Annotated in this window: 26 protein-coding genes; 17 read left to right on the forward strand and 9 right to left on the reverse strand. The window is 68.6% G+C overall.

Annotated features, from left to right (window positions below):
• Positions 1–38: 38 nt before the first annotated feature.
• From ACI766_RS07575 to ACI766_RS07615, 9 genes are all read left to right on the forward strand, one after another.
• Positions 39–1,040 carry an aliphatic sulfonate ABC transporter substrate-binding protein gene (locus ACI766_RS07575; protein WP_003117540.1) on the forward strand — a complete coding sequence of 334 codons (1,002 nt, stop codon included), beginning with the start codon at positions 39–41 and terminating at the stop codon, positions 1,038–1,040.
• A 3-nt stretch (positions 1,041–1,043) separates the two neighbouring features.
• Positions 1,044–1,868, forward strand: coding sequence for an ABC transporter permease (locus tag ACI766_RS07580; protein WP_003102304.1), 825 nt, complete (start codon positions 1,044–1,046; stop codon positions 1,866–1,868).
• Positions 1,865–2,614 (forward strand): ABC transporter ATP-binding protein, encoded by a 750-nt coding sequence (locus tag ACI766_RS07585; RefSeq protein WP_031640504.1) that lies wholly within the window; start codon positions 1,865–1,867, stop codon positions 2,612–2,614. Before ACI766_RS07580 ends, ACI766_RS07585 begins: the two co-directional genes overlap by 4 nt.
• A gap of 152 nt (positions 2,615–2,766) precedes the next feature.
• Entirely contained in the window at positions 2,767–3,360 is a 594-nt protein-coding gene (ssuE, locus tag ACI766_RS07590) for an NADPH-dependent FMN reductase (protein WP_003091915.1), read from the forward strand.
• 118 nt (positions 3,361–3,478) lie between these two features.
• Positions 3,479–4,450 (forward strand): sulfonate ABC transporter substrate-binding protein, encoded by a 972-nt coding sequence (locus ACI766_RS07595; RefSeq protein ID WP_003091913.1) that lies wholly within the window; start codon positions 3,479–3,481, stop codon positions 4,448–4,450.
• A gap of 77 nt (positions 4,451–4,527) precedes the next feature.
• Positions 4,528–5,676: an FMNH2-dependent alkanesulfonate monooxygenase gene (gene ssuD / locus ACI766_RS07600; protein WP_003091910.1), complete on the forward strand. Its 1,149-nt coding sequence runs from the start codon at positions 4,528–4,530 to the stop codon at positions 5,674–5,676.
• Between the two features lie 20 nt (positions 5,677–5,696).
• Positions 5,697–6,485, forward strand: a complete 789-nt coding sequence (gene ssuC, locus ACI766_RS07605; RefSeq protein ID WP_003102309.1) for an aliphatic sulfonate ABC transporter permease SsuC — start codon at positions 5,697–5,699, stop codon at positions 6,483–6,485.
• On the forward strand, positions 6,482–7,306 hold the full coding sequence (gene ssuB, locus ACI766_RS07610) for an aliphatic sulfonates ABC transporter ATP-binding protein (RefSeq protein WP_003102311.1): 825 nt from the start codon (positions 6,482–6,484) through the stop codon (positions 7,304–7,306). Before ssuC ends, ssuB begins: the two co-directional genes overlap by 4 nt.
• A 40-nt stretch (positions 7,307–7,346) precedes the next feature.
• Entirely contained in the window at positions 7,347–7,562 is a 216-nt protein-coding gene (locus ACI766_RS07615) for a TOBE domain-containing protein (protein WP_003091900.1), read from the forward strand.
• A gap of 179 nt (positions 7,563–7,741) precedes the next feature.
• Here ACI766_RS07615 and ACI766_RS07620 read toward each other — a convergent pair whose 3' ends face one another.
• From ACI766_RS07620 to ACI766_RS07645, 6 genes are all read right to left on the reverse strand, one after another.
• Positions 7,742–8,080 carry a HopJ type III effector protein gene (locus ACI766_RS07620; RefSeq protein WP_003091899.1) on the reverse strand — a complete coding sequence of 113 codons (339 nt, stop codon included), beginning with the start codon at positions 8,078–8,080 and terminating at the stop codon, positions 7,742–7,744.
• Positions 8,081–8,131: 51 nt separating this feature from the next.
• Complete coding sequence (locus ACI766_RS07625; RefSeq protein ID WP_003091898.1) at positions 8,132–8,443, reverse strand: DUF1244 domain-containing protein; 312 nt, start codon at positions 8,441–8,443, stop codon at positions 8,132–8,134.
• A gap of 128 nt (positions 8,444–8,571) precedes the next feature.
• A complete protein-coding gene (gene folX, locus ACI766_RS07630; protein ID WP_003091897.1) occupies positions 8,572–8,943 on the reverse strand; it encodes a dihydroneopterin triphosphate 2'-epimerase in 372 nt (123 codons plus the stop codon).
• A 1-nt stretch (position 8,944) separates the two neighbouring features.
• Positions 8,945–9,505 (reverse strand): GTP cyclohydrolase I FolE, encoded by a 561-nt coding sequence (folE, locus tag ACI766_RS07635; protein ID WP_003091896.1) that lies wholly within the window; start codon positions 9,503–9,505, stop codon positions 8,945–8,947.
• Between the two features lie 17 nt (positions 9,506–9,522).
• Positions 9,523–10,227: a dihydromonapterin reductase gene (gene folM / locus ACI766_RS07640; RefSeq protein WP_003091895.1), complete on the reverse strand. Its 705-nt coding sequence runs from the start codon at positions 10,225–10,227 to the stop codon at positions 9,523–9,525.
• A 110-nt stretch (positions 10,228–10,337) separates the two neighbouring features.
• Positions 10,338–10,895: an antibiotic biosynthesis monooxygenase gene (locus tag ACI766_RS07645; protein WP_003102317.1), complete on the reverse strand. Its 558-nt coding sequence runs from the start codon at positions 10,893–10,895 to the stop codon at positions 10,338–10,340.
• A gap of 279 nt (positions 10,896–11,174) precedes the next feature.
• Between ACI766_RS07645 and ACI766_RS07650 the strand changes: the two genes are divergently transcribed.
• Entirely contained in the window at positions 11,175–11,627 is a 453-nt protein-coding gene (locus ACI766_RS07650) for a flavodoxin (protein ID WP_003102319.1), read from the forward strand.
• Positions 11,628–12,130: 503 nt separating this feature from the next.
• Here the strand turns inward: ACI766_RS07650 and ACI766_RS07655 are convergent.
• Positions 12,131–13,024: a LysR family transcriptional regulator gene (locus tag ACI766_RS07655; protein ID WP_003114492.1), complete on the reverse strand. Its 894-nt coding sequence runs from the start codon at positions 13,022–13,024 to the stop codon at positions 12,131–12,133.
• Positions 13,025–13,119: 95 nt separating this feature from the next.
• Between ACI766_RS07655 and ACI766_RS07660 the strand changes: the two genes are divergently transcribed.
• The 7 genes from ACI766_RS07660 (at position 13,120) to ACI766_RS07690 (ending at position 18,278) form a co-directional block, all read left to right on the forward strand.
• Positions 13,120–13,509 (forward strand): CidA/LrgA family protein, encoded by a 390-nt coding sequence (locus ACI766_RS07660; RefSeq protein ID WP_003091885.1) that lies wholly within the window; start codon positions 13,120–13,122, stop codon positions 13,507–13,509.
• Positions 13,496–14,182: an LrgB family protein gene (locus ACI766_RS07665; RefSeq protein WP_003102323.1), complete on the forward strand. Its 687-nt coding sequence runs from the start codon at positions 13,496–13,498 to the stop codon at positions 14,180–14,182. The genes ACI766_RS07660 and ACI766_RS07665 overlap by 14 nt, the downstream gene beginning before the upstream one ends.
• A 128-nt stretch (positions 14,183–14,310) precedes the next feature.
• Positions 14,311–15,090 (forward strand): class II aldolase/adducin family protein, encoded by a 780-nt coding sequence (locus ACI766_RS07670; protein WP_023121975.1) that lies wholly within the window; start codon positions 14,311–14,313, stop codon positions 15,088–15,090.
• The gene (locus ACI766_RS07675; protein WP_003102328.1) at positions 15,087–15,983 is read left to right on the forward strand and encodes an alpha/beta fold hydrolase; all 897 of its coding nucleotides are present in this window, start codon (positions 15,087–15,089) and stop codon (positions 15,981–15,983) included. The genes ACI766_RS07670 and ACI766_RS07675 overlap by 4 nt, the downstream gene beginning before the upstream one ends.
• 98 nt (positions 15,984–16,081) lie before the next feature.
• Positions 16,082–16,375, forward strand: a complete 294-nt coding sequence (locus ACI766_RS07680; RefSeq protein WP_003114489.1) for a hypothetical protein — start codon at positions 16,082–16,084, stop codon at positions 16,373–16,375.
• A 115-nt stretch (positions 16,376–16,490) separates the two neighbouring features.
• Positions 16,491–17,402, forward strand: coding sequence for an SDR family oxidoreductase (locus tag ACI766_RS07685; RefSeq protein ID WP_003111019.1), 912 nt, complete (start codon positions 16,491–16,493; stop codon positions 17,400–17,402).
• 105 nt (positions 17,403–17,507) lie between these two features.
• On the forward strand, positions 17,508–18,278 hold the full coding sequence (locus tag ACI766_RS07690; protein WP_003091874.1) for a crotonase/enoyl-CoA hydratase family protein: 771 nt from the start codon (positions 17,508–17,510) through the stop codon (positions 18,276–18,278).
• A gap of 19 nt (positions 18,279–18,297) precedes the next feature.
• Here ACI766_RS07690 and ACI766_RS07695 read toward each other — a convergent pair whose 3' ends face one another.
• Positions 18,298–18,642 (reverse strand): cupin domain-containing protein, encoded by a 345-nt coding sequence (locus tag ACI766_RS07695; protein WP_003091873.1) that lies wholly within the window; start codon positions 18,640–18,642, stop codon positions 18,298–18,300.
• Between the two features lie 34 nt (positions 18,643–18,676).
• A complete protein-coding gene (locus ACI766_RS07700) occupies positions 18,677–20,083 on the reverse strand; it encodes an NAD(P)/FAD-dependent oxidoreductase (protein ID WP_003102335.1) in 1,407 nt (468 codons plus the stop codon).
• Positions 20,084–20,093 lie beyond the last annotated feature (10 nt).

The following is a 20,093-nucleotide window of genomic DNA, read 5'->3' on the forward strand; positions in this document are numbered from 1 at the left end:
GAAGGCTCGCTCATCCACCTCCTTCCAGGAGCAGACGCATGATCGCCGCTCTCCGTCGCTGCCGGGCCTGGCTGGCCCTGCTCGCCGTTCTTGCCGTGTTTCCCGCGGCAGAGGCCGCCGCCCCCGCTGAAATCCGTCTCGACTATGCCTACTACGCCCCCACCAGCCTGGCGCTCAGGAAGTTCGGCTGGCTGGAGAAAAGCCTGGACGGCAGCGGCACCCGGGTGCGCTGGGTGTTCAGCCAGGGCAGCAACCGTTCCCTGGAGTACCTTAACGCCGGCAGCGTCGATTTCGCCTCGACCGCCGGCCTCGCCGCGGTACTCGCGCGGGCCAACGGCAGCCCGGTACGTACCGTATACGTCGCCAGCCGCCCGGAGTGGACCGCGCTGCTGGTGCGCAAGGATTCGCCGATCCGCAGCCTCGCCGAGCTCAAGGGGCGCAAGGTGGCTGCCACCAAGGGCACCGATCCCTACCTGTTCCTGCTCCGCAGCCTGCACAGCGTGGGCCTGGACAAGAACGACCTGCGTATCGTCCACCTGCAGCATCCCGACGGCCGGGTAGCCCTGGAGAAGGGCCAGGTCGACGCCTGGGCCGGACTCGATCCGCACATGGCGGCCAGCGAGTTGCAGGCCGGCTCGCGGCTGCTCTACCGCAACCTCGGCTTCAACAGCTACGGCGTGCTCAATGTCCGCGAGGATTTCGCCGAACGCCATCCGCAACTGATCCGCCAGGTGCTGGCGGCCTACGAGCAGGCGCGCCACTGGGTGATCGGGCATCCCGACGAAGCCGCGCAACTGCTTGCCGAGGAAGCCGGCCTGCCGCTGGAAGTGGCTCGCCTGCAACTGTCGCGCACCGATTTCAGCCAGCCGCTGCCGGGCGCCGAACAGGTCGCCGCGCTCAAGGCCGCGGCGCCGATCCTGGCGGACGAGCGCCTGGTGCGGCCGGGCGTGGACGTGCAGAAGGTGGTCGACGAACTGATCGCGCCTCAGTGGGCCGCCGAGGTCATCGGCGGTGTCCCGTTGGCGCGCACGGAGCCCTGAGCCATGGTCAGCCAGAGCCTGCGACTGGCCCGGCGAGTCTCGCGCCGGGCGTGGCGACTGCGCGTGCCGGGCGCCTGGCGGGCCTGGGCCTTGCCGCTGCTGGCACTATCGTCGTGGGAGGCGCTGGTGCGCCTGGGCTGGCTGCCGGCCTACCAGATGCCGGCGCCGAGCGGCATCCTGCTGACCCTGGTGGAACTGGCTCGCGGCGAGCTGTGGGGGCATGTCGGCGCGAGCCTGGCGCGGGTCGCCGCCGGCTTCGCGATCGGCAGCGGCCTGGCCCTGGTGGTCGGTACCTGGGTCGGTCTCAGTCGTCGCGCCGAAGCCTACCTGGAGCCGAGCTTCCAGGCCCTGCGGGCGATCCCCAGCCTGGCCTGGGTGCCCCTGCTGCTGCTCTGGTTCGGCATCGACGAGACGCCGAAGATCGTCCTCATCGCCCTCGGCGCCTTCTTCCCGGTCTACCTCGCGCTGGTCGCCGGGGTACGCGGGGTCGATCGCAAGTGGGTGGAACTGGGGCGGCTCTACCGTTTGTCGCGCTTCGCCCTGGTCCGCCGCATCCTCCTTCCGGCGGCGCTGCCGAACCTGTTCACCGGCCTGCGCGGGGCGCTCAGCCTGAGCTGGATGTTCCTCGTCGCGGCGGAGCTGATCGCCGCCACCCAGGGCCTCGGCTACCTGCTCAGTGACGGTCGGGAAACCTCGCGTCCGGACCTGGTGATCGCCGCGATCCTGGTCCTGGCGGCCCTCGGCAAGCTCAGCGATGGCCTGCTCCGCTCGCTGGAGCGCCGGGCCCTGCGCTGGCGCGACAGCTTCGACGGGGAGGGCGGCGCATGAGCGGCCTGCTCGACCTGCTGGAGATTCGCAAGGCCTATGGCGATACGCGGGTGCTGGAGGGCGTGGCGCTGTCGCTGGCGCCCGGCGAGGTGGTCAGCCTGCTCGGCCCCAGTGGTTGCGGCAAGAGCACCCTGCTGCGGATCGCCGCCGGACTGGACGATGACTTCCAGGGCACTGTCGAACGCAACCCGATCCTCGGCTTCGGCCCGGACGGCGAGAACGGCCGCAGCGGCGGAATCGGCGTGGTGTTCCAGGAGCCGCGCCTGTTGCCCTGGCTGACGGTGGCGCAGAACGTCGGTTTCGCCGACGGCTGGCTGGAGGACGAGCACTGGGTCGAGCGCCTGCTCGCCGATGTCGGACTGGCCGGCTGCGGAGGATTGCTGCCCAAGCAACTGTCCGGCGGCATGGCGCAGCGCGCGGCGATCGCCCGCGGTCTCTACGGACGGCCGCAGGTGCTGTTGCTCGACGAGCCGTTCAGCGCGGTCGACGCCTTCACCCGCATGCGCCTCCAGGACCTGCTGCAGGACGTGGTGCAGAACTACGAGATCAGCGTCCTGCTGGTCACCCACGATCTCGACGAGGCGTTCTATCTCGCCGACCGCGTGCTGCTGATGGGCGGCCGTCCCGGACACATCCGCCGCGAGTTCCACGTACCGCTGGCGCGTCCCCGCGATCGCCGGGCGGTGGAGCTGGCCTACTTGCGCGGCGAGGCCCTGACCGAAATGCAGCGGGCGCACGTGTTCTGAGGCAAGACCCCGACCGGGTTCTTATATGCTTTATGGAATAAATAAATGAATAAAAAACATTTATTGGAATATGAGGCCGCCTGTTAAGGTCTATGCAACCTGGTTAGCAAGCCAAACGAATATTCTGTTTTCCGGTTATAAGGAATCCCCCCATGCTCGTCGTTTCCATCGCCGGAAGTCCCAGCGTACGCTCCCGCTCCGGGGTGTTGCTGGAGCGTGCCAGGGACTGGCTGAGCCGTCGCGGCGTCGAGGTGGCCAGCCACCAGGTGCTGGATTTTCCCGCCGAGGACCTGCTGCGTGCCCGCCTCGACAGTCCGCCGGTACTGGCGCTGGCCGAGCAGATCGGCCGCGCCGACGGCCTGCTGGTCGCCACTCCGGTGTACAAAGCCTCGTTTTCCGGCGCGCTGAAGGTCCTTCTCGACCTGTTGCCCGAGCGCGCCCTGGAGCACAAGGTGGTGCTGCCGTTCGCTACCGGTGGCAGCAGCGCGCACATGCTGGCCGTGGACTATGCATTGAAGCCGGTCCTGGCCGCGCTCAAGGCCCAGGAGGTACTGCATGGCGTATTCGCCGTGGACAAGCAGATCGCCTACGCCACCGAGAGCGACCCGGCGCGCCTGGAACCGGTCCTCGAGCAGCGCCTGGAAAACGCCCTGGAAACCTTCCACCTGGCCCTCTCGCGACGGCCGCAGCCGATCGACCCGCAGTTGCTCAACGAGCGCCTGGTGAACGCCCGCTGGAGCATCTGATCCGTCCGCCGCCAGCGCACGCGCGCCGCGGCCCGATTGCACAACGCACACACGACGACCTCACTGTTCCGTCAACGGCGCGGCAGGTTCGGCACCCACAACGACAAAGGAGAGCGCCATGCGCACCATCGCTTTGCGTCGTGGACTGGCGGCCCTGCTGGTGGCGGCCCTGTCCTACGGCGTCCAGGCCGACGAGAAGTCGGCCAACACCCTGCGGATCGGCTACCAGAAATACGGCACCCTGGTCCTGCTCAAGGCCCGCGGCACCCTGGAGAAACGTCTCGCCGAAGACGGCGTGAAGGTGCAATGGACCGAGTTTCCCGGCGGCCCGCAATTGCTCGAGGGACTCAATGTCGGCAGCATCGACTTCGGCGTGACCGGGGAAACCCCGCCGGTATTCGCCCAGGCCGCCGGCGCCGACCTGCTCTACGTGGCCTACGAACCGCCGGCGCCGACCAGCGAGGCGATCCTCCTGCCGAAGGACTCGCCGATTCGGTCGGTGGCCGAGCTGAAGGGCAGGAAAGTCGCCCTGAACAAGGGCTCCAACGTGCATTACCTGTTGGTCCGCGCCCTCGAGCAGGCCGGCCTGAAGTACAGCGACATCCAACCCGTCTACCTGCCGCCGGCCGACGCCCGCGCCGCCTTCGAGCGTCACAGCGTCGACGCCTGGGTGATCTGGGACCCCTACCAGGCCGCCGCCGAGAAGCAGTTGTCCGCGCGGGTCCTGGTGGATGGTCGCGAGCTGGTCGACAACCACCAGTTCTACCTCGCCACCCGGACTTACGCGCAACGGCATCCGCAGGTGCTCGACAAGCTAGTGGACGAGATCCGCGAGGTCGGCGACTGGTCGCGGGCCAACCCGCAGCAGGTGACCGAGCAGGTCGCGCCGCTGCTCGGGCTGCCCGCCGACATCACCCTGACCGCGGTGAAGCGCCAGGGCTACGGCGCGCAGTTGATCACCCCGGCGGTGGTCGAGGCGCAGCAGAAGATCGCCGACACCTTCACCCAGCTGAAGCTGATTCCCAAACCGCTGAGCATCAAGGACGTGATCTGGACGCCACCGGCCGGCAAGGTCGCCAGCGCACCCTGAGCCCGTACCGCCCACATACCGACACGATCATCGCGCGGCTACGCCACGCCGGCGCGCTCACCCTGGAGTCAATTGCGATGAGCCTCGAGATTTTCTGGTTCCTTCCCACCCACGGCGACGGCCACTACCTGGGCACCACCCAGGGCGCCCGTGCCGTCGACCACGGCTACCTGCAGCAGATCGCCCAGGCCGCCGACCGCCTGGGCTTCGGCGGCGTACTGATCCCCACCGGACGTTCCTGCGAGGACTCCTGGCTGGTCGCCGCCTCGCTGATCCCGGTAACCCAGCGCCTGAAGTTCCTCGTCGCGCTGCGTCCCGGGATCATTTCGCCGACCGTCGCCGCGCGCCAGGCGGCGACCCTGGACCGGCTGTCCAACGGCCGCGCGCTGTTCAACCTGGTCACCGGCGGCGATCCCGACGAACTGGCTGGCGACGGCCTGCACCTGAGCCACGCCGAACGCTACGAGGCGTCGGTCGAATTCACCCGCATCTGGCGTCGTGTGCTGGAGGGCGAGACCGTCGACTACGCCGGCAAGCACATCCAGGTGAAGGGCGCCAAACTGCTCTATCCGCCGTTGCAGCAGCCGCGTCCGCCGCTGTACTTCGGCGGCTCCTCGGAGGCCGCCCAGGACCTCGCCGCCGAGCAGGTCGAGCTGTACCTGACCTGGGGCGAGCCGCCGGCGGCGGTTGCCGAGAAGATCGCCCAGGTACGCGAGAAGGCCGCCCGCCAGGGCCGCCAGGTGCGCTTCGGGATCCGCCTGCACGTGATCGTCCGCGAGACCAGCGAGGAAGCCTGGCAGGCCGCCGATCGCCTGATCGCGCACCTCGACGACGACACCATCGCCCGCGCCCAGGCCTCCCTGGCGCGCTTCGACTCGGTCGGCCAGCAACGCATGGCCGCGCTGCACGGCGGTTCGCGCGACAACCTGGAAGTCAGCCCCAATCTCTGGGCCGGCGTCGGCCTGGTGCGCGGCGGCGCCGGTACCGCGCTGGTCGGCGACGGGCCGACGGTGGCGGCGCGGGTCAGGGAGTACGCCGAGCTGGGCATCGATACCTTCATCTTCTCCGGCTATCCGCACCTGGAAGAGTCCTACCGGGTCGCCGAACTGCTGTTCCCGCACCTCGACGTGCAGCGCCCGGCGCAGCCCGAGGGACGCGGCTATGTCAGCCCGTTCGGCGAGATGGTGGCCAACGACATCCTGCCCCGGCAGGCCGCGCAGAGTTGAGAGCGGTCGGAGCGAACGACATGAGCATTTCCAAACGACTGGCCGAGCGCCTGGCGCCCTGGGCGCTGCCGCTGGTCCTGCTGGCGGTGTGGCAGGCGGCGGTTGAGTTCGGCTGGCTGTCCAGCCGCATCCTCCCCGCGCCCAGCGCCGTACTCGAGGCCGGCTGGGCGCTGCTGCGCAGCGGCGAGATCTGGCAGCACCTGGCGATCAGCGGCTGGCGCGCGGCGATCGGCTTTCTCATCGGCGGCGCCATCGGCCTGGTGCTGGGCTTCGTCACCGGCCTGTCGAAGTGGGGCGAACGCTTCCTCGACAGTTCGGTGCAGATGATCCGCAACGTGCCGCACCTGGCGCTGATCCCGCTGGTGATCCTGTGGTTCGGCATCGACGAGTCGGCGAAGATCTTCCTGGTCGCCCTCGGCACGCTGTTCCCGATCTACCTGAACACCTACCACGGCATCCGCGGCATCGACCCCGGCCTGCTGGAGATGGCGCGCAGCTACGGGTTGTCCGGCTTCGCCCTGTTCCGCCAGGTGATCCTGCCCGGCGCGCTGCCGTCGATCCTGGTCGGGGTGCGCTTCGCCCTCGGCTTCATGTGGTTGACCCTGATCGTCGCCGAGACCATTTCCGCCAGCTCCGGCATCGGTTACCTGGCGATGAACGCCCGCGAGTTCCTGCAGACCGACGTGGTGGTCCTGGCGATCCTGCTCTATGCCGTCCTCGGCAAGCTCGCCGACCTCGCCGCCCGCGGCCTGGAACGCGTCTGGCTACGCTGGCACCCGGCCTACCAGGTCAAGGGAGGTGGCGCATGAATGCCCACAACGCCGCCCTTGGCGGCACTCCGCAGCGCCTCAAGCGCGGTATCCCGCTGGCCCTGCGCGGAGTGGCGCGGCGCTTCGGCGAGCGCGAGGTGCTCAAGGACATCGACCTGCTGGTTCCGGCCGGGCAGTTCGTCGCTATCGTTGGCCGCAGCGGCTGCGGCAAGAGCACCTTGCTGCGCCTGCTGGCCGGCCTCGACCAGCCCAGCCGCGGCGAGTTGCTGGCCGGCTCGGCGGCGCTGGCCGAGGCCCGCGAGGACACCCGGCTGATGTTCCAGGACTCGCGCCTGCTGCCGTGGAAGCGGGTGATCGACAACGTCGGCCTTGGCCTGCGCGGCGACTGGCGGGCGAAGGCCCTGCAGGCGCTGCGGGCGGTCGGCCTGGCCGAGCGTGCCAACGAGTGGCCGGCGGCCCTGTCCGGCGGGCAGAAGCAGCGCGTCGCGCTGGCTCGCGCGCTGATCCACGAGCCGCGCCTGCTGTTGCTCGACGAGCCGCTCGGCGCGCTCGATGCGCTGACCCGGATCGAGATGCAGCAACTGATCGAAGGACTCTGGCGCGAACACGGTTTCACCGTCCTGCTGGTCACCCACGACGTCAGCGAGGCGGTGGCGGTGGCCGACCGGGTGATCCTCATCGAGGACGGCGAGATCGGCCTCGACCTGCCGGTGGAACTGCCCCGGCCGCGCTCGCGTGGCTCGGCGCGACTGGCCGCGCTGGAAGCCGAAGTGCTCAACCGGGTGCTGGCGCAGCCGGAGCTGCCGCCGCAACCCGAGCCCGTTTCACCCCTGCCCACGCAACTGCGCTGGGCGCTCTAACCAACCATGCCTCGTTCCGAATCCCCCCAGGAGAAACGCCATGACCATCAAAGCCATCAACGTTCGTAACCAGTTCAAGGGCACCGTGAAGGAAATCATCGAAGGGCCGGTGCTCTCCGAGATCGACGTGCAGACCGCCGCCGGGATCGTCACTTCGGTGATCACCACGCGTTCGGTGAAGGAACTGGAGCTGGCCATCGGTAGCGAAGTGATCGCCTTCGTCAAGTCCACCGAGGTATCCATCGCCAAGCTGTGACGCTGGCTGCGCCGCGCTTGCGGTGGCGAGAAGGGCGGGGACCCCGATGGGGCCCCGCCTTTTTTCGTCGCGTATCGGCAAGGCCGGCCGGTGGCGACGGCTGGCGTGGGTCGCTATGGAGCGGTCGGTAGGGCGAATAACCGCTCGCGGTTATCCGCCGTGGGGGCGACCGGGACTTCTCAGCCCCGGCGCGACAGGGGCTGGCGCTCGAAATGCACGCCGGCCAGGCCGGTCTGTTGCAGGGCGCGGATGTTGGCGTGGTCGTCGCCTTCCGGGTTGTCGCGCACCGCACGGTAGTGCTCGCCGAAGGCCAGCAGGGTTTCCTCGAGGCTGAGGCCCTCGAGGATGGCGAAGCCCAGGGTCTTGCAGGAACCTTCGTTCTGCCCGGCCGGGTTGCTCACGCTGCCGTTGTCGAAGGCGCTCGGCGTGTAGCTGTAGTGCTCGGCGATGAACGCCAGGGTGTCGGTGAACAGGTGGTGTTCGCTGCGCAGACGCGCGCGGAAGTCGGTCAGGGTCATCGAAACAGGCTCATGGTGTCTGGGGCAGGGTTGGCAAGGGGCCCGGTGGCCTCAGGCGTTGCCCTGGCTCTTGGCGAAGGCGGCCTGTTGTTCCGGGCTCGCTTCTTTCTGGTACTTGGCTTTCCACTCGGCATAGGGCATGCCGTAGATCTCTTCGCGGGCCTGGTCATTGCTGACTTCCACCCCGAGGTCGTCGGCGGCGGCCTTGTACCACTTGGACAGGCAGTTGCGGCAGAAACCGGCGAGGTTCATCAGGTCGATGTTCTGCACGTCCTTGCGGGTCTGCAAATGATGGACCAGGGTGCGGAAGGCGGCGGCTTCGAGTTCCAGGCGTTGCTGTTCGGTGAGGTTGGCTGCGGTCATGGCGGTGTTTCTCGACGATGGCTCGGGGCAGGGTGAAGGCACAGGGCCAGGTCCGGCGATGATAAGAGTTGGCGCGGCCGGCGGGCAACGCTTGTGCGCGTCTTCGCGCGGTTCGCTCGTCGGCCGCCTCAGCGATGGCCGGCGAGGGTGATCGAGACCGACTCGGCGAAGCGCAGCGCGTGCGGCTTGTCCACTTCCACCTCGGCGTAGCGCACCGCCGGGTTCTCCATCACCAGGTCGAGGATTTCCTGGGTCATCCGTTCGAGCAGGGCGAAGCGGTTCTCCTCGACGTGGCGGATGATCGCCTTGGTGATGGTGCGGTAGTTCAGCGCGTGCTCGATGTCGTTGACCTCCACGGCGTCCGCGGCCGGGTAGAGGATGGTCAGGTTGATCAGCACGTCCTGCTTGTTGAGGATTTCCTCCTCCTTGATCCCGATGAAGGTGCGCAGGCGCAGGTCCTTGACGCGGATTCGCGCCATTCCCGGTTCCAGTCGCGGCATGTCACTTGCTCCTTCCGATCAATTGCAGAAATTCCTGGCGGGTGGTGTTCGAGTCGCGGAACGCGCCGAGCATCACCGAGGTGAACATCTGCGAGTTCTGCTTCTCCACCCCGCGCATCATCATGCACATGTGCTGGGCCTCGATCACTACCGCCACGCCGGCGGCGCTGGTCACCTGGCGGACCGCCTCGGCGATCTGCCGGGTGAGGTTCTCCTGGATCTGCAGGCGGCGGGCGAACATGTCGACGATCCGCGCCACCTTCGACAGGCCGAGCACCTTGCCGGTGGGAATGTACGCCACATGAGCCTTGCCGATGAAGGGCAGGAGGTGGTGTTCGCACAGGGAGTACAGCTCGATGTCGCGGACGATGACCATTTCATCGTTGTCCGAGGCGAACAGCGCGCCGTTGACGATTTCCTCCAGGGTCTGGCCATAGCCGTGGCAGAGGTACTGCATGGCCTTGGCCGCGCGCTTCGGGGTGTCGAGCAGGCCTTCGCGCTGCGGGTCTTCGCCGAGACCGACGAGGATCTCCCGGTAATGCTGGGAAAGTGCTGGGTTCATAAGGGGTCCTTGGCGCCTCACTTGACGTGGCGGCCGCCGTTCACGGTCAGGGTGGTCCCGGTGACGTAGGGGTTGTCCAACAGGTAGCGAAGGCTCTGGTAGATGACTTCCGGCCCCGGTTCGATGCCGAGGGCGGATTTCGCCAGGGTGCGGGCGCGGTATTCGGCGTCGTCCCCGTCGTTGAACATCACCAGTGCCGGTGAAATGGCGTTGACCTTGATCCTCGGCGCGAAGCGCGCGGCGAACGACAGGGTCAGGTTGTCCAGCCCGGCCTTGCTCGCGCAGTAGGCGATACGCCGGGCGCTGCCCTTGCGCGCCACGTCGTCGGTGAGGTGGACGATGTCGGCAGGCTGCGAGCGTTCCAGCAGCTCGGCGCAGTGCAGGTTGATCAGGTAGGGCGCGAGCATGTGCACGCTGAACAGTTGCTGGAACGCCTCGGCTTCGTGGCCGGGCGTCTCGGCGACCCAGTCCGAGGCGTTGTGGACGATCGCTCGCAGGCTGTCGGTATGCTGTCGGAGGGCCCCGATGAAGGCGAAGATGCCGGCCTCGCTGGCGAAGTCGGCGTGCAGGGTCAGCGCGCCGGCCTGGCGCAGTTCGTCCAGCGCCGGGCGTTCGCTGCGGTAGCTGACGATCACCGACTCGCCGTCGGCCAGCAGGCGGCGGGCGCAATGCAGGCCGACACGCTGGCTGGCGCCGGTGATCAGGATCGGGGCTGTCGCCATGGGACTCTCACAGCAGGCGAAGGGAATCGGATGGATGCAGGGTACCCGACTGAGCCAGTCGGGCAAAGCCTTGCGCTACGGCCCACCCCGCCGGGGTGGGCGGCAAGCCGTCAGTGCGCTTCCGGCAGGCTGGCGGCGCGCTGCGGGCGGCGGTGCAGCCAGGGGGCGAGCAGGCGGCTGGAGAGAGGGATGAACCAGTAGGTCATCAACGGGGTGAGGACCAGGGTGCTGAGCAGCACCCGCGCGGCCAGCGACAGCTCGCCGAGGTAGGGGCCGGCGCCGAGGTTGAAGGCCAGCGAGACCGGGAAGAACGCCAGCCAGATCGCCACGCTCTGCTTCCAGCGCGGCGGTTTGCGGTTGTCGTCGAACCAGGCGGCGAGTCCGTGGGCGCGGCGCTCGCGCGGTTCGTCGAAGAGTCCCTGGCCGCGTTCGAGCCAGGCCTGGCGCGAGGCGGAGTGGGCCCAGGCGGCGAGGGTGGCGTCGTCGGCGAAGCGAAAGATCATCTGGAATTCGTCTCCGCCGGCGGGCGGCGCCAGCGCCCCGGAGCCGAGGTAGCCGGGGAAGTCGGCGGCGAGGGCTTCGCCTTCGCGCTGCCAGGCGAGGAAGTCGCGGTAACGGCCGGCGGCGACGCGGCGGGCCACCAGCAGGGTAACGGGAGCGGTAGACATCGTGTATCTCCTGGAACGGTTGAGCGCGCTTCGTGGGCGCCCTCGGACAACGGCGCAGCGCCGGGGGTGGTGGGCTGCGTCGGAGGACAGGCAAGGATCGTTCCCGCCGTGGTGGCGAAGGTTCGCTGCCGTGTCTACGGCAGCGCGATGACATCCCGATGACAGGGCGCGCACCGAAATGGTGCTTTTGCGGCCTGTCTGCATTGATTCGGTGCGTCCCGCTCGGCGTACGCATGCGGCATAATGCCCGGCTTACCCCTGTTGGCTTACGGAGTGTTCATGAAAGTCGCCATTCTCTCCGGCTCGGTCTACGGCACCGCCGAAGAAGTCGCCCGGCACGCCCAGAAATTGCTGTCCGCGGCCGGCCTCGAGGCCTCCCATCTGCCCCGCGCCAGCCTCGACGAACTCAAGGCCTTCGCCCCCGAGGCATTCCTGGTGGTGACCTCGACCACCGGCATGGGCGAACTGCCGGACAACCTGCAACCGCTGTACTACGCGATCCGCGACCAACTGCCGGCCTGGCACGGCCTGCCGGGCGGGGTCATCGGCCTGGGCGATTCGAGCTACGGCGACACGTTCTGCGGTGGCGGCGAGCAGGTTCGCGAACTGTTCGGCGAACTGGGCGTGCGCGAAGTGCTGCCGATGCTGCGCCTGGATGCCAGCGAAACCGTTACCCCCGAGACCGACGCCGAGCCTTGGCTGGCCGAGTTCGCCGCCGCCCTCAAGGGCTGATCCCGGGCGTACCCCGCCGAGGCGGCGGATAACCGCGTGGCGGTTATTCGCCGAAACGCCTGCCGAGGTGGCGGATAACCGCGTAGCGGTTATTCGCCCTACACGGGGAGGGAGCAAGCGGTAGGGCGAATAACGCCCCAGGCGTTATCCGCCGAAACGCCTGCCGAGGTGGCGGATAACCGCGTAGCGGTTATTCGCCCTGCACGGGGAGGGAGCAAGCGGTAGGGCGAATAACGCCCCAGGCGTTATCCGCCGAAACGCCTGCCCAGGCGGCGGATAACCGCGTGGCGGTTATTCGCCCTACACGGGGAGGGAGCAAGCGGTAGGGCGAATAACGCCCCAGGCGTTATCCGCCGAAACGCCTGCCGAGGCGGCGGATAACCGCGTGGCGGTTATTCGCCCTACACGGGGAGGGAGCAAGCGGTAGGGCGAATAACGCCCCCAGGCGTTATCCGCCGAAACGCCTGCCGAGGCGGCGGATAACCGCGTGGCGGTTATTCGCCCTACGCCGGGCTTTCCTCCAGCGGCTGCTCGCGCAGCAGCTCCAGCCAGGCCTGCGCCGCCCGCGACAGGTAGCCGCCACGGCGCCAGATGAAGGCGATGTCCCAGCGCAGGTCCGGCTCCCTGAGCAGGACCCGCACCACTCCCGGGCGTTCGATCTCGCGAGCGATCACCCGTGGTAGCAGCACCACTCCCTGGTTGGCCGCCACCAGCGCGCCGAGGAAGTCGGCCTGGCCGCTGCGGCCGCCTTCGCGCGGGCTGAAGCCGGCCTCCAGGCAGGCGCGCAGCAGGCGGTCGTTGAGGGTGAAGCTCTGCTGGTAGAGCAGGAACGGGCTGTCCGCCAGTTCGCCGAGGGCGACGCTGGCGGCAGCGGCCTTGGGATGCCCGGCCGGCAGCAGCACGTCCAGCGGTTCGTTGCAGAACGGCTGGTAGTCGAAGCCGTCGTCCGCCGGGGTGAGGCTGCCGGCCAATTCCAGCTCGCCGGCCAGCACCGCCTGCTCCATGGTCTTGCTGCCGCCCTCCACCAGGTGCACGGCGATGTTCGGATAGCGCCGCCGGTATTCGGCGAAGCGTTGGGCGAACAGCGCGTCGGCACCGAGCAACGGCAGGCCCAGGCGCAGTTCGCCGCGGTTGAGCTGGCTGAGGTCGTCCAATTCGCTGAGCAGGTCGCGGCGCAGCCGCAGCATCTCCTCGGCGCGGCGAAACACCACGGCGCCGGCGTCGGTCAGGCGCACGTGCGGCCCGTTGCGTTCCAATACCTGCACGCCAAGGCTCTGCTCCAGTTGGGCGACCTGCTTGCTGATGGTCGACTGGCTGGCGTGGCGGACCTGAGCCGCCTGGGTGAAGCTGCCCTGGCGGACCACTTCGACGAAGCTGCGGAGTTGACGGAATTCCATTCTGGAATGGCTCTCATGCGGACAATTCGCTTTGGGGATGATAGGCCGGGCCTTATCCTTTCTCCATCCCCGATTTCCCAGCCAAGGCCTTTCCCATGTTGCCCCCGCTCGTCCGCCGTCTGTCCCGCCTTGCCGCCGAACTGGCGGTACTCATCGCCTTCTGGTGGGCTGGCGGCTGGCTGGCGAAGGCCATCGGCCTGCCGCTGCCGGGCGGGGTGGTCGGCCTGGCGGCGCTGTTGCTGCTGTTCGCCAGCGGCCTGCTGCGTCCGGCCTGGCTGCAGGCCGGGGCCGGCCTGTTGCTGGCGGAGATGTTGCTGTTCTTCATCCCGGCGCTGATGAGCCTGCTCGACTACGGCGCGCTGCTACGCAGCGAGGGCTGGCGCATCCTCCTGGTGATCATGCTCAGCACCCTGCTGGTGATGCTGGTCACCGCGGTGTCGGTGGAGTGGATGTGCCGCTGGAGGGCGCGCCATGAGTCTCGATAAGCAAGCCCTGTTCTGGTTGGCGGCGACCGTCGGCGGCTACCTGCTGAGCCGCCAGCTGTACCGCCGGGTGAAGTGGTACTGGCTGTCGCCCATCGTGTTCGTCCCGGTGCTGCTCTACGCCCTGGCGATTCCCACCCATACCCGCTACGCCGACTACGCCCGCGACACCAATTGGCTGGTGGCGCTGCTCGGTCCGGCGACGGTGGCCTTCGCCATCCCGATCTGGCAGCAGCGCGAGCTGCTGATGCGCCACTGGCCGGCGCTGCTGGCCGGGATGTTCGCCGGCACCGCGGTGGCCATCGGCAGCTCCTGGGCGCTGGCCCAGGCCCTGGCGCTGGACGGCCAGGTCACGCTGTCGTTGCTGCCGCGCTCGATCACCACGCCGTTCGCCATGGAGATGTCCCACGACCTGGGTGGCGTGCCGGAACTGACCGCCGCCTTCGTGATGATCACCGGGGTGTTCGGCGCGGTGATCGGCGGCACCCTGCTGCGCGTCCTGCGCTTGCGCACGCCGCTGGCCCGCGGCGCGCTGTTCGGCGTCGGCGCGCACGGCGCCGGCACCAGTCGGGCCTACGAGTTCGGCGGCGAGGAAGGTTCGGCGGCCGGTCTGCTGATGGTTCTCACCGGGCTGTTCAACCTGCTGGTCGCGCCCCTGGTCGCCCACTGCCTGTAGCCTGCGCGCATAGGCCGGCTGAATCCTCCGCCATTCAGCCGGCGCGCGAGTGTAAGCCCGGCGACAGTCGCCGGAGGAGGGCGGGGCTAGACTGCGGGCATCCGATAACGACAAAAGAGGATGCCGCCGTGACCGCCGTTCACTCCCTGCCCGCCGATGTGCAAGCCCAGGTCTCCGCCGCCGAATGGCAGACCCGCGTCGATCTCGCTGCCTGCTACCGGCTGGTCGCCCTGTACGGTTGGGACGACCTGATCTTCACCCACATCTCGGCCAAGGTGCCGGGCACCGAGGACTTCCTGATCAACCCGTTCGGCCTGATGTTCCACGAGATCACCGCCTCCAGCCTGGTGAAGGTGGATGCCAGCGGCAAGAAGCTGATGGACAGCCCCTACGAGATCAACCCGGCCGGCTACACCATCCATAGCGCGGTGCACGAGGTCCGCCACGACGTCGAGTGCGTGCTGCACACCCATACCGCCGCGGGGATCGCGGTGTCCTGCCAGAAGCAGGGCCTGTTGCCGCTGTCGCAGCAATCGTTGTTCGTGCTCTCCAGCCTGTCCTACCACGCCTACGAGGGCGTCGCCCTGAACCATGAGGAAAAGGCCCGCCTGCAGGCCGACCTGGGGGCCAGCAATTTCCTGATCCTGCCCAACCACGGCCTGCTCACCTGCGGCGGTTCCATCGCCGATACCTTCCTCATGATGTTCACCCTGCAACGCGCCTGCGAGGTACAGGTGATGGCGCAGAGCGGCGGCGCCGAGCTGATCCACATCCCGGGGCAGATCCTCGCCGGCGCGCGCGACATGATCGCCGGGGTGATGCGCAGCAAGACCGGCATGGGCGGCCAGCTCGCCTGGCCGGCGCTGCTGCGCAAGCTCGACCAGCAGAACCCGGGCTACCGCCAGTGACCGCGGCGCTGCCCGGCATTCCACTGGAGGCCTGGCGGAGGCGCGGCCGCACCCTGGATTTCAAGGGCTTCCCGATCCGCTACTGGGAAGCCGGGCAGGGTCGGCCGTTGCTGCTGATCCACGGTTTTCCCAGCGCCGCCTGGGACTGGCACTACCTCTGGGAGCCGCTGGCGCAGCGCTACCGCGTGCTGGTCTGCGACCTGCTCGGCTTCGGCGATTCGGCCAAGCCGCGCGCCCATCGCTACAGCCTGCTGGAGCAGGCCGACCTGCAACAGGCGCTGCTCGGCCGCCTGGGAATCGACGAGCCGCTGCACGTGCTGGCCCACGACTACGGCGACAGCGTCGCCCAGGAACTGCTCGCCCGCCATCACGAAGGCCGGCTGCGGCTCGCCTCCTGCGTGTTCCTCAATGGTGGGCTGTTCCCGGAAACGCACCGCCCGGTGCTCAGCCAGAAGCTGTTGCTGAGCCCGTTGGGCGGGCTGTTCGGCCGGCTGTTCGACCGCCGCGCCCTGGCGCGCAACTTCGCCAAGGTCTTCGGCCCGCGCAGCCAGCCCGGCGAGACCGAGCTGGATGCCTTCTGGAGCCTGATCGAAAGCAACCAGGGGCAGCGGGTGATGCATCGCCTGATCCGCTACATCGTCGACCGCCGCGAGCAGCGTGAGCGCTGGGTGGCGGCGTTGCAGCACGGCGGGGTGCCGTTGCGGGTGATCGACGGCGCCGTCGACCCGATCTCCGGGGCGCACATGGTCGAGCGCTACCGGCAACTGGTCGCCGATGCCGACTGCGTGCTGCTCGATGGCATCGGCCATTATCCGCAGATCGAAGCGCCGGCGGCGGTGCTCGAACATTACCTGGCGTTTCGCGCCCGACTGGATGATTCAGAGTTTTCTTAAGCGAGTTTGAGATTGCAGCAAGTGCCATCGCGCAAGGATCGGGGCTAGGGTGCTGGCGCCTCGCTGGACGAGGCGTTTCGTCACCCATGGAGGTCTCCATGCACGATCCCGTTTCTCCCTTGCGCGCGTTCGACGAGGGCTCCTGGTTGTTCCGCCAGATGGTGCAGGCGCAACCGTTCATCCGCCAGTCCGGGATGGTCCTCGCCGAACTCGGCCTGCTGCTGGCGCTCGGGCTCGGCTACCTGTGCTGGCAGGAAGGCAGTCGCTGGTACGCCGTCGGCGCCGGCCTCGCGTTGCTCGGCAGCCTGCTGCTGGTGGTGGTCCGGCACAACTACGACTGGTGGCTGTTCAAGCTCGGCCCGCGTGGCCGGCTGTACATTCCGTTCGACTGAAGCGGAACATCCCGCTGCCTTATCGGGCGCCATTCATGGCGGCGCGAAGCCTTGTCCCCGCCGGCGGGCTGGCCGACACTCGGGCAATCCTTCCTACTGCCCTGGAGTCCCGAACATGAGCGATGCCCTGCGTTTCGACGACCAAGTCGTGATCGTCACCGGAGCCGGCGGCGGCCTTGGCCGCGCCCACGCCCTGCTGTTCGCGAAGCATGGCGCCAGGGTGGTGGTCAACGACCTCGGCGGCAGCACCCATGGCGAAGGCGCCAGTGCCTCGGCGGCGGACAAGGTGGTGGCGGAGATCCGTGCCGCCGGCGGCACCGCGGTGGCCAACCACGACTCGGTCACGGACGGCGGCAGGATCGTGGAGAACGCGCTGGACGCCTTCGGTCGCGTCGACGTGGTGGTCAACAATGCCGGCATCCTGCGTGACAAGACCTTCCACAAGATGGAGGACGCCGACTGGGACCTGGTCTACCAGGTGCATGTCGAAGGCGCCTACAAGGTCACTCGCGCCGCCTGGCCGCACTTGCGCGAGCAGGCCTACGGGCGGGTGGTGTTCACCTCCTCGACCTCGGGCATCTACGGCAACTTCGGCCAGAGCAACTACGGCATGGCCAAGCTCGGCCTCTACGGCCTGACCCGCACCCTGGCCCTGGAAGGGCGCAAGAACAATATCCTGGTCAACGCCATCGCCCCCACCGGCGGTACGCGGATGACCGAGGGGCTGATCCCGCCGCAGGTCTTCGAGCAGCTCAAGCCGGAGCTGGTCAGCCCGCTGGTGGTCTACCTCGGCAGCTCGGCCTGCGAGGATACCTCGGGGCTCTATGAGGTCGGCGGTGGCTGGATCGGCAAGGTACGCTGGGAACGCAGCCTGGGCTTCGGCTTCGATCCGAAGGCCGGCTTCGACGCCGAGGACGTGGCCGCGCACTGGCAGCAGATCTGCGACTTCGAGAACGCCGCGCACCCGGCGGACAACGTCGAGGCGCTCCGTGAAATGATGGCCAACCTGCAGAAGCACGCGCTCTGAGACGCCCGGCGGATGCGGGAAAAGGACTAAGGTGAAGACCGGCTGACGCCGGTCTTCTGCCATCCGGCCGGTGTCTTTTTTCGCTTTTTCCGCAGGGAGTCTGTCATGAGTGTCATCGTCGAACGCAACGGCCCGGTCACCACCCTGGTCATCGCTCGCCCGGAGCGGCGCAATGCGGTGGACCGGCCGACCGCCCAGGCCCTGGCCGACGCCCTGCGCGAGTTCGAAGCGGACGATACGGCGCGGGTCGCGGTACTCACCGGCAGCGGCGGCAATTTCTGCGCCGGCGCCGACCTGGCGGCGGTAGCCGAGGATGGCGAGCGGCGCAATCGTCTGGAGGCGGAGGGCGACGGGCCGATGGGGCCGAGCCGCATGCAGCTCGGCAAGCCGCTGATCGCCGCCATCGAAGGCTATGCGGTGGCCGGCGGGCTGGAGCTGGCGCTGCTCGCCGACCTGCGGGTGATGGCCGAGGACGCCATCTGCGGAGTGTTCTGCCGGCGTTTCGGGGTGCCGCTGATCGATGGCGGCAGCGTGCGCCTGCCGCGGATCGTCGGGCAGGGCCGGGCGCTCGACCTGATCCTCACCGGGCGTCCGGTGAAGGCCGACGAAGCGTTGCAGATCGGCCTGGCCAACCGGGTGGTGCCGAGCGGTTCGGCGCGAGCCGAGGCCGAGGAGCTGGCGGCGGAACTCGCCGCCTTCCCGCAGACCTGCATGCTCGCCGATCGCGCCAGCGTATACGCGCAGTGGGAACTGTCCTTCGACGTGGCCCTGGCCAACGAATTCCAGGGCGGGCTGGCGGTGATCGAGAGCGGCGAGACCCTGGAGGGCGCGCAGCGCTTCAAGGACGGCGAGGGGCGCCACGGGCGCTTCGAGTGACGCCGTCGCGCCGCCCGGGCTAGCGGTGGATGATCACGTAGCTCTTGCGCACGGTTTCCTGCACATCCCACACGCCGAGACTGTTCTCCGGCAGCAGCAAGGCATCGCCGGCCTCGATGCGGATGGTCTCGCCGCCGTCCGGGGTGAAGGTGCAGCGGCCTTGCAGGAAGTGGCAGAACTCCTGCTCGACGATCTGCCGCCGCCAGCGTCCGGGGGTGCATTCCCAGATGCCGGTTTCCACCTGGTCGGTGCGCTCCACGGCGTAGGCGCGGGTCTGCGCGACCGGCTCGCCAAGGGGCACCGCGACCGGGCTGGCGGCGCCAAGATCGGCGCCGGCGGTATTTTTCAGAAGGGTCAGGGCCATGCGGTTTTTCCTCTGTGGGAGGTGGAGGGGATTCTCAGCGCATCAGGCTTTCCATGCCGGCCGCGAGGGTTTGCGCCAGGCTTCGGCGCCAGGGCGCGCTGTGCGGGTCGGCAAGGACCCGGTCCTCATGGACGAAACTGCGGATGATCGCGTTGTAGCCGAGCCAGCGGCAGGGTTCCGGTTCCCAGCGGGCCAGGCTGTCCAGCGGACGCTCGCCCAGCACCCAGGGCTGCCGCAGCAGCTCGCTGTCCTCACCGAGGATCAGCGCGGCCAGGGTGCGGCCGCCGAGGTTGCTGGCGCCGACCCCTTCGCCGCCGTAGCCGCCGGAGAGGGCGATGCCACTGGCGCGGTCGAGCAACATGTGCGGGCGGAAGCGCCGGGCCATGCCGAGGTTGCCGCCCCAGGTGTGGCTGATCCTGGCGTCCTTGAGCAGCGGGAAGAGTTCGCCGAACAGGTAGCGACGCAGGCCGACTTCCTCGTCGTCGAGGCTGAAGTCGCTGCGCAGCTTGCCGCCGAAGCGGTAGCCGCCCCGCGCGCCGAAGGCCAGGCGGTCGTCGGCGGTGCGCTGGCCGTAGGTGACCTGGCGGCTGAATTCGCTGAAGGCCTGGCCGCGCTCCAGGCCGATCTCCGCCCAGACCGACGACGGCAGCGGCTCGGTGGCCACCAGCAGACTCTGCACCGGCAACTGGTAGTGGCCCAGCGGCGGCAGGCTGGCGGCGTAGCCTTCCACTGCCGGTACGATCCATTCGGCGCGCAGTTCGCCGCGCTCGGTGCGCAGCAGGCCGCGTTGCCAGTGCAGCACCCGGCTCTTCTCGAACAGCCGCACGCCCAGGCGCTCCACCGCGCGGGCCAGGCCGCGCGCGAGCCTGGCCGGCTGGATGGTGGCGCAGTGCGGCGAATGGATCGCCCCGTAGCTGCCGGGGATGCGCAACTGCTGGTCGAGTTCCTGCGGCGTCAGCCAGCGGTAGTCGCTTTCGTCCAGGCCTTCGGCATAGAGATCATGCAGATAGGCGCGCAGGCGGCGTTCCTGTTCCGGGTAGCGCGCCGCGCAGTAGAGCACGCCGCCCTTGCGGTAGTCGCAGTCGATGCCTTCCTCTTGCAGCACCCGCGCGACTTCGTCGGGAATCCCGTGCAGCAGGTCGTAGCCGGCCCGGCGCCGCTCCGGCGGCAAGCCGGCGAGCAGGCCGTCCTCGCCGAGCAGGTTGCCCATCAGCCAGCCGCCGTTGCGCCCCGAGGCGCCGAAGCCGGCGGTTTCTGCCTCGACGATGGCGACGCGCAACTGCGGCGCCCGGCGCTTCAGGTAATAGGCGGTCCAGAGGCCGGTGTAGCCGGCGCCGACGATGGCCACGTCGACCTCGAGGGATTCTTCCAGGGACGGGCGCGCTTCGAGCGGATCGTCCAGTTGATTCATCCACAGGCTGAGGTGGCGCCAGGCCGACATAGAGGGCTCC

Origin of the sequence: Pseudomonas sp. DL, from assembly GCF_047199225.1 — a bacterium.
GTDB classification, from domain to species: domain Bacteria; phylum Pseudomonadota; class Gammaproteobacteria; order Pseudomonadales; family Pseudomonadaceae; genus Pseudomonas; species Pseudomonas aeruginosa.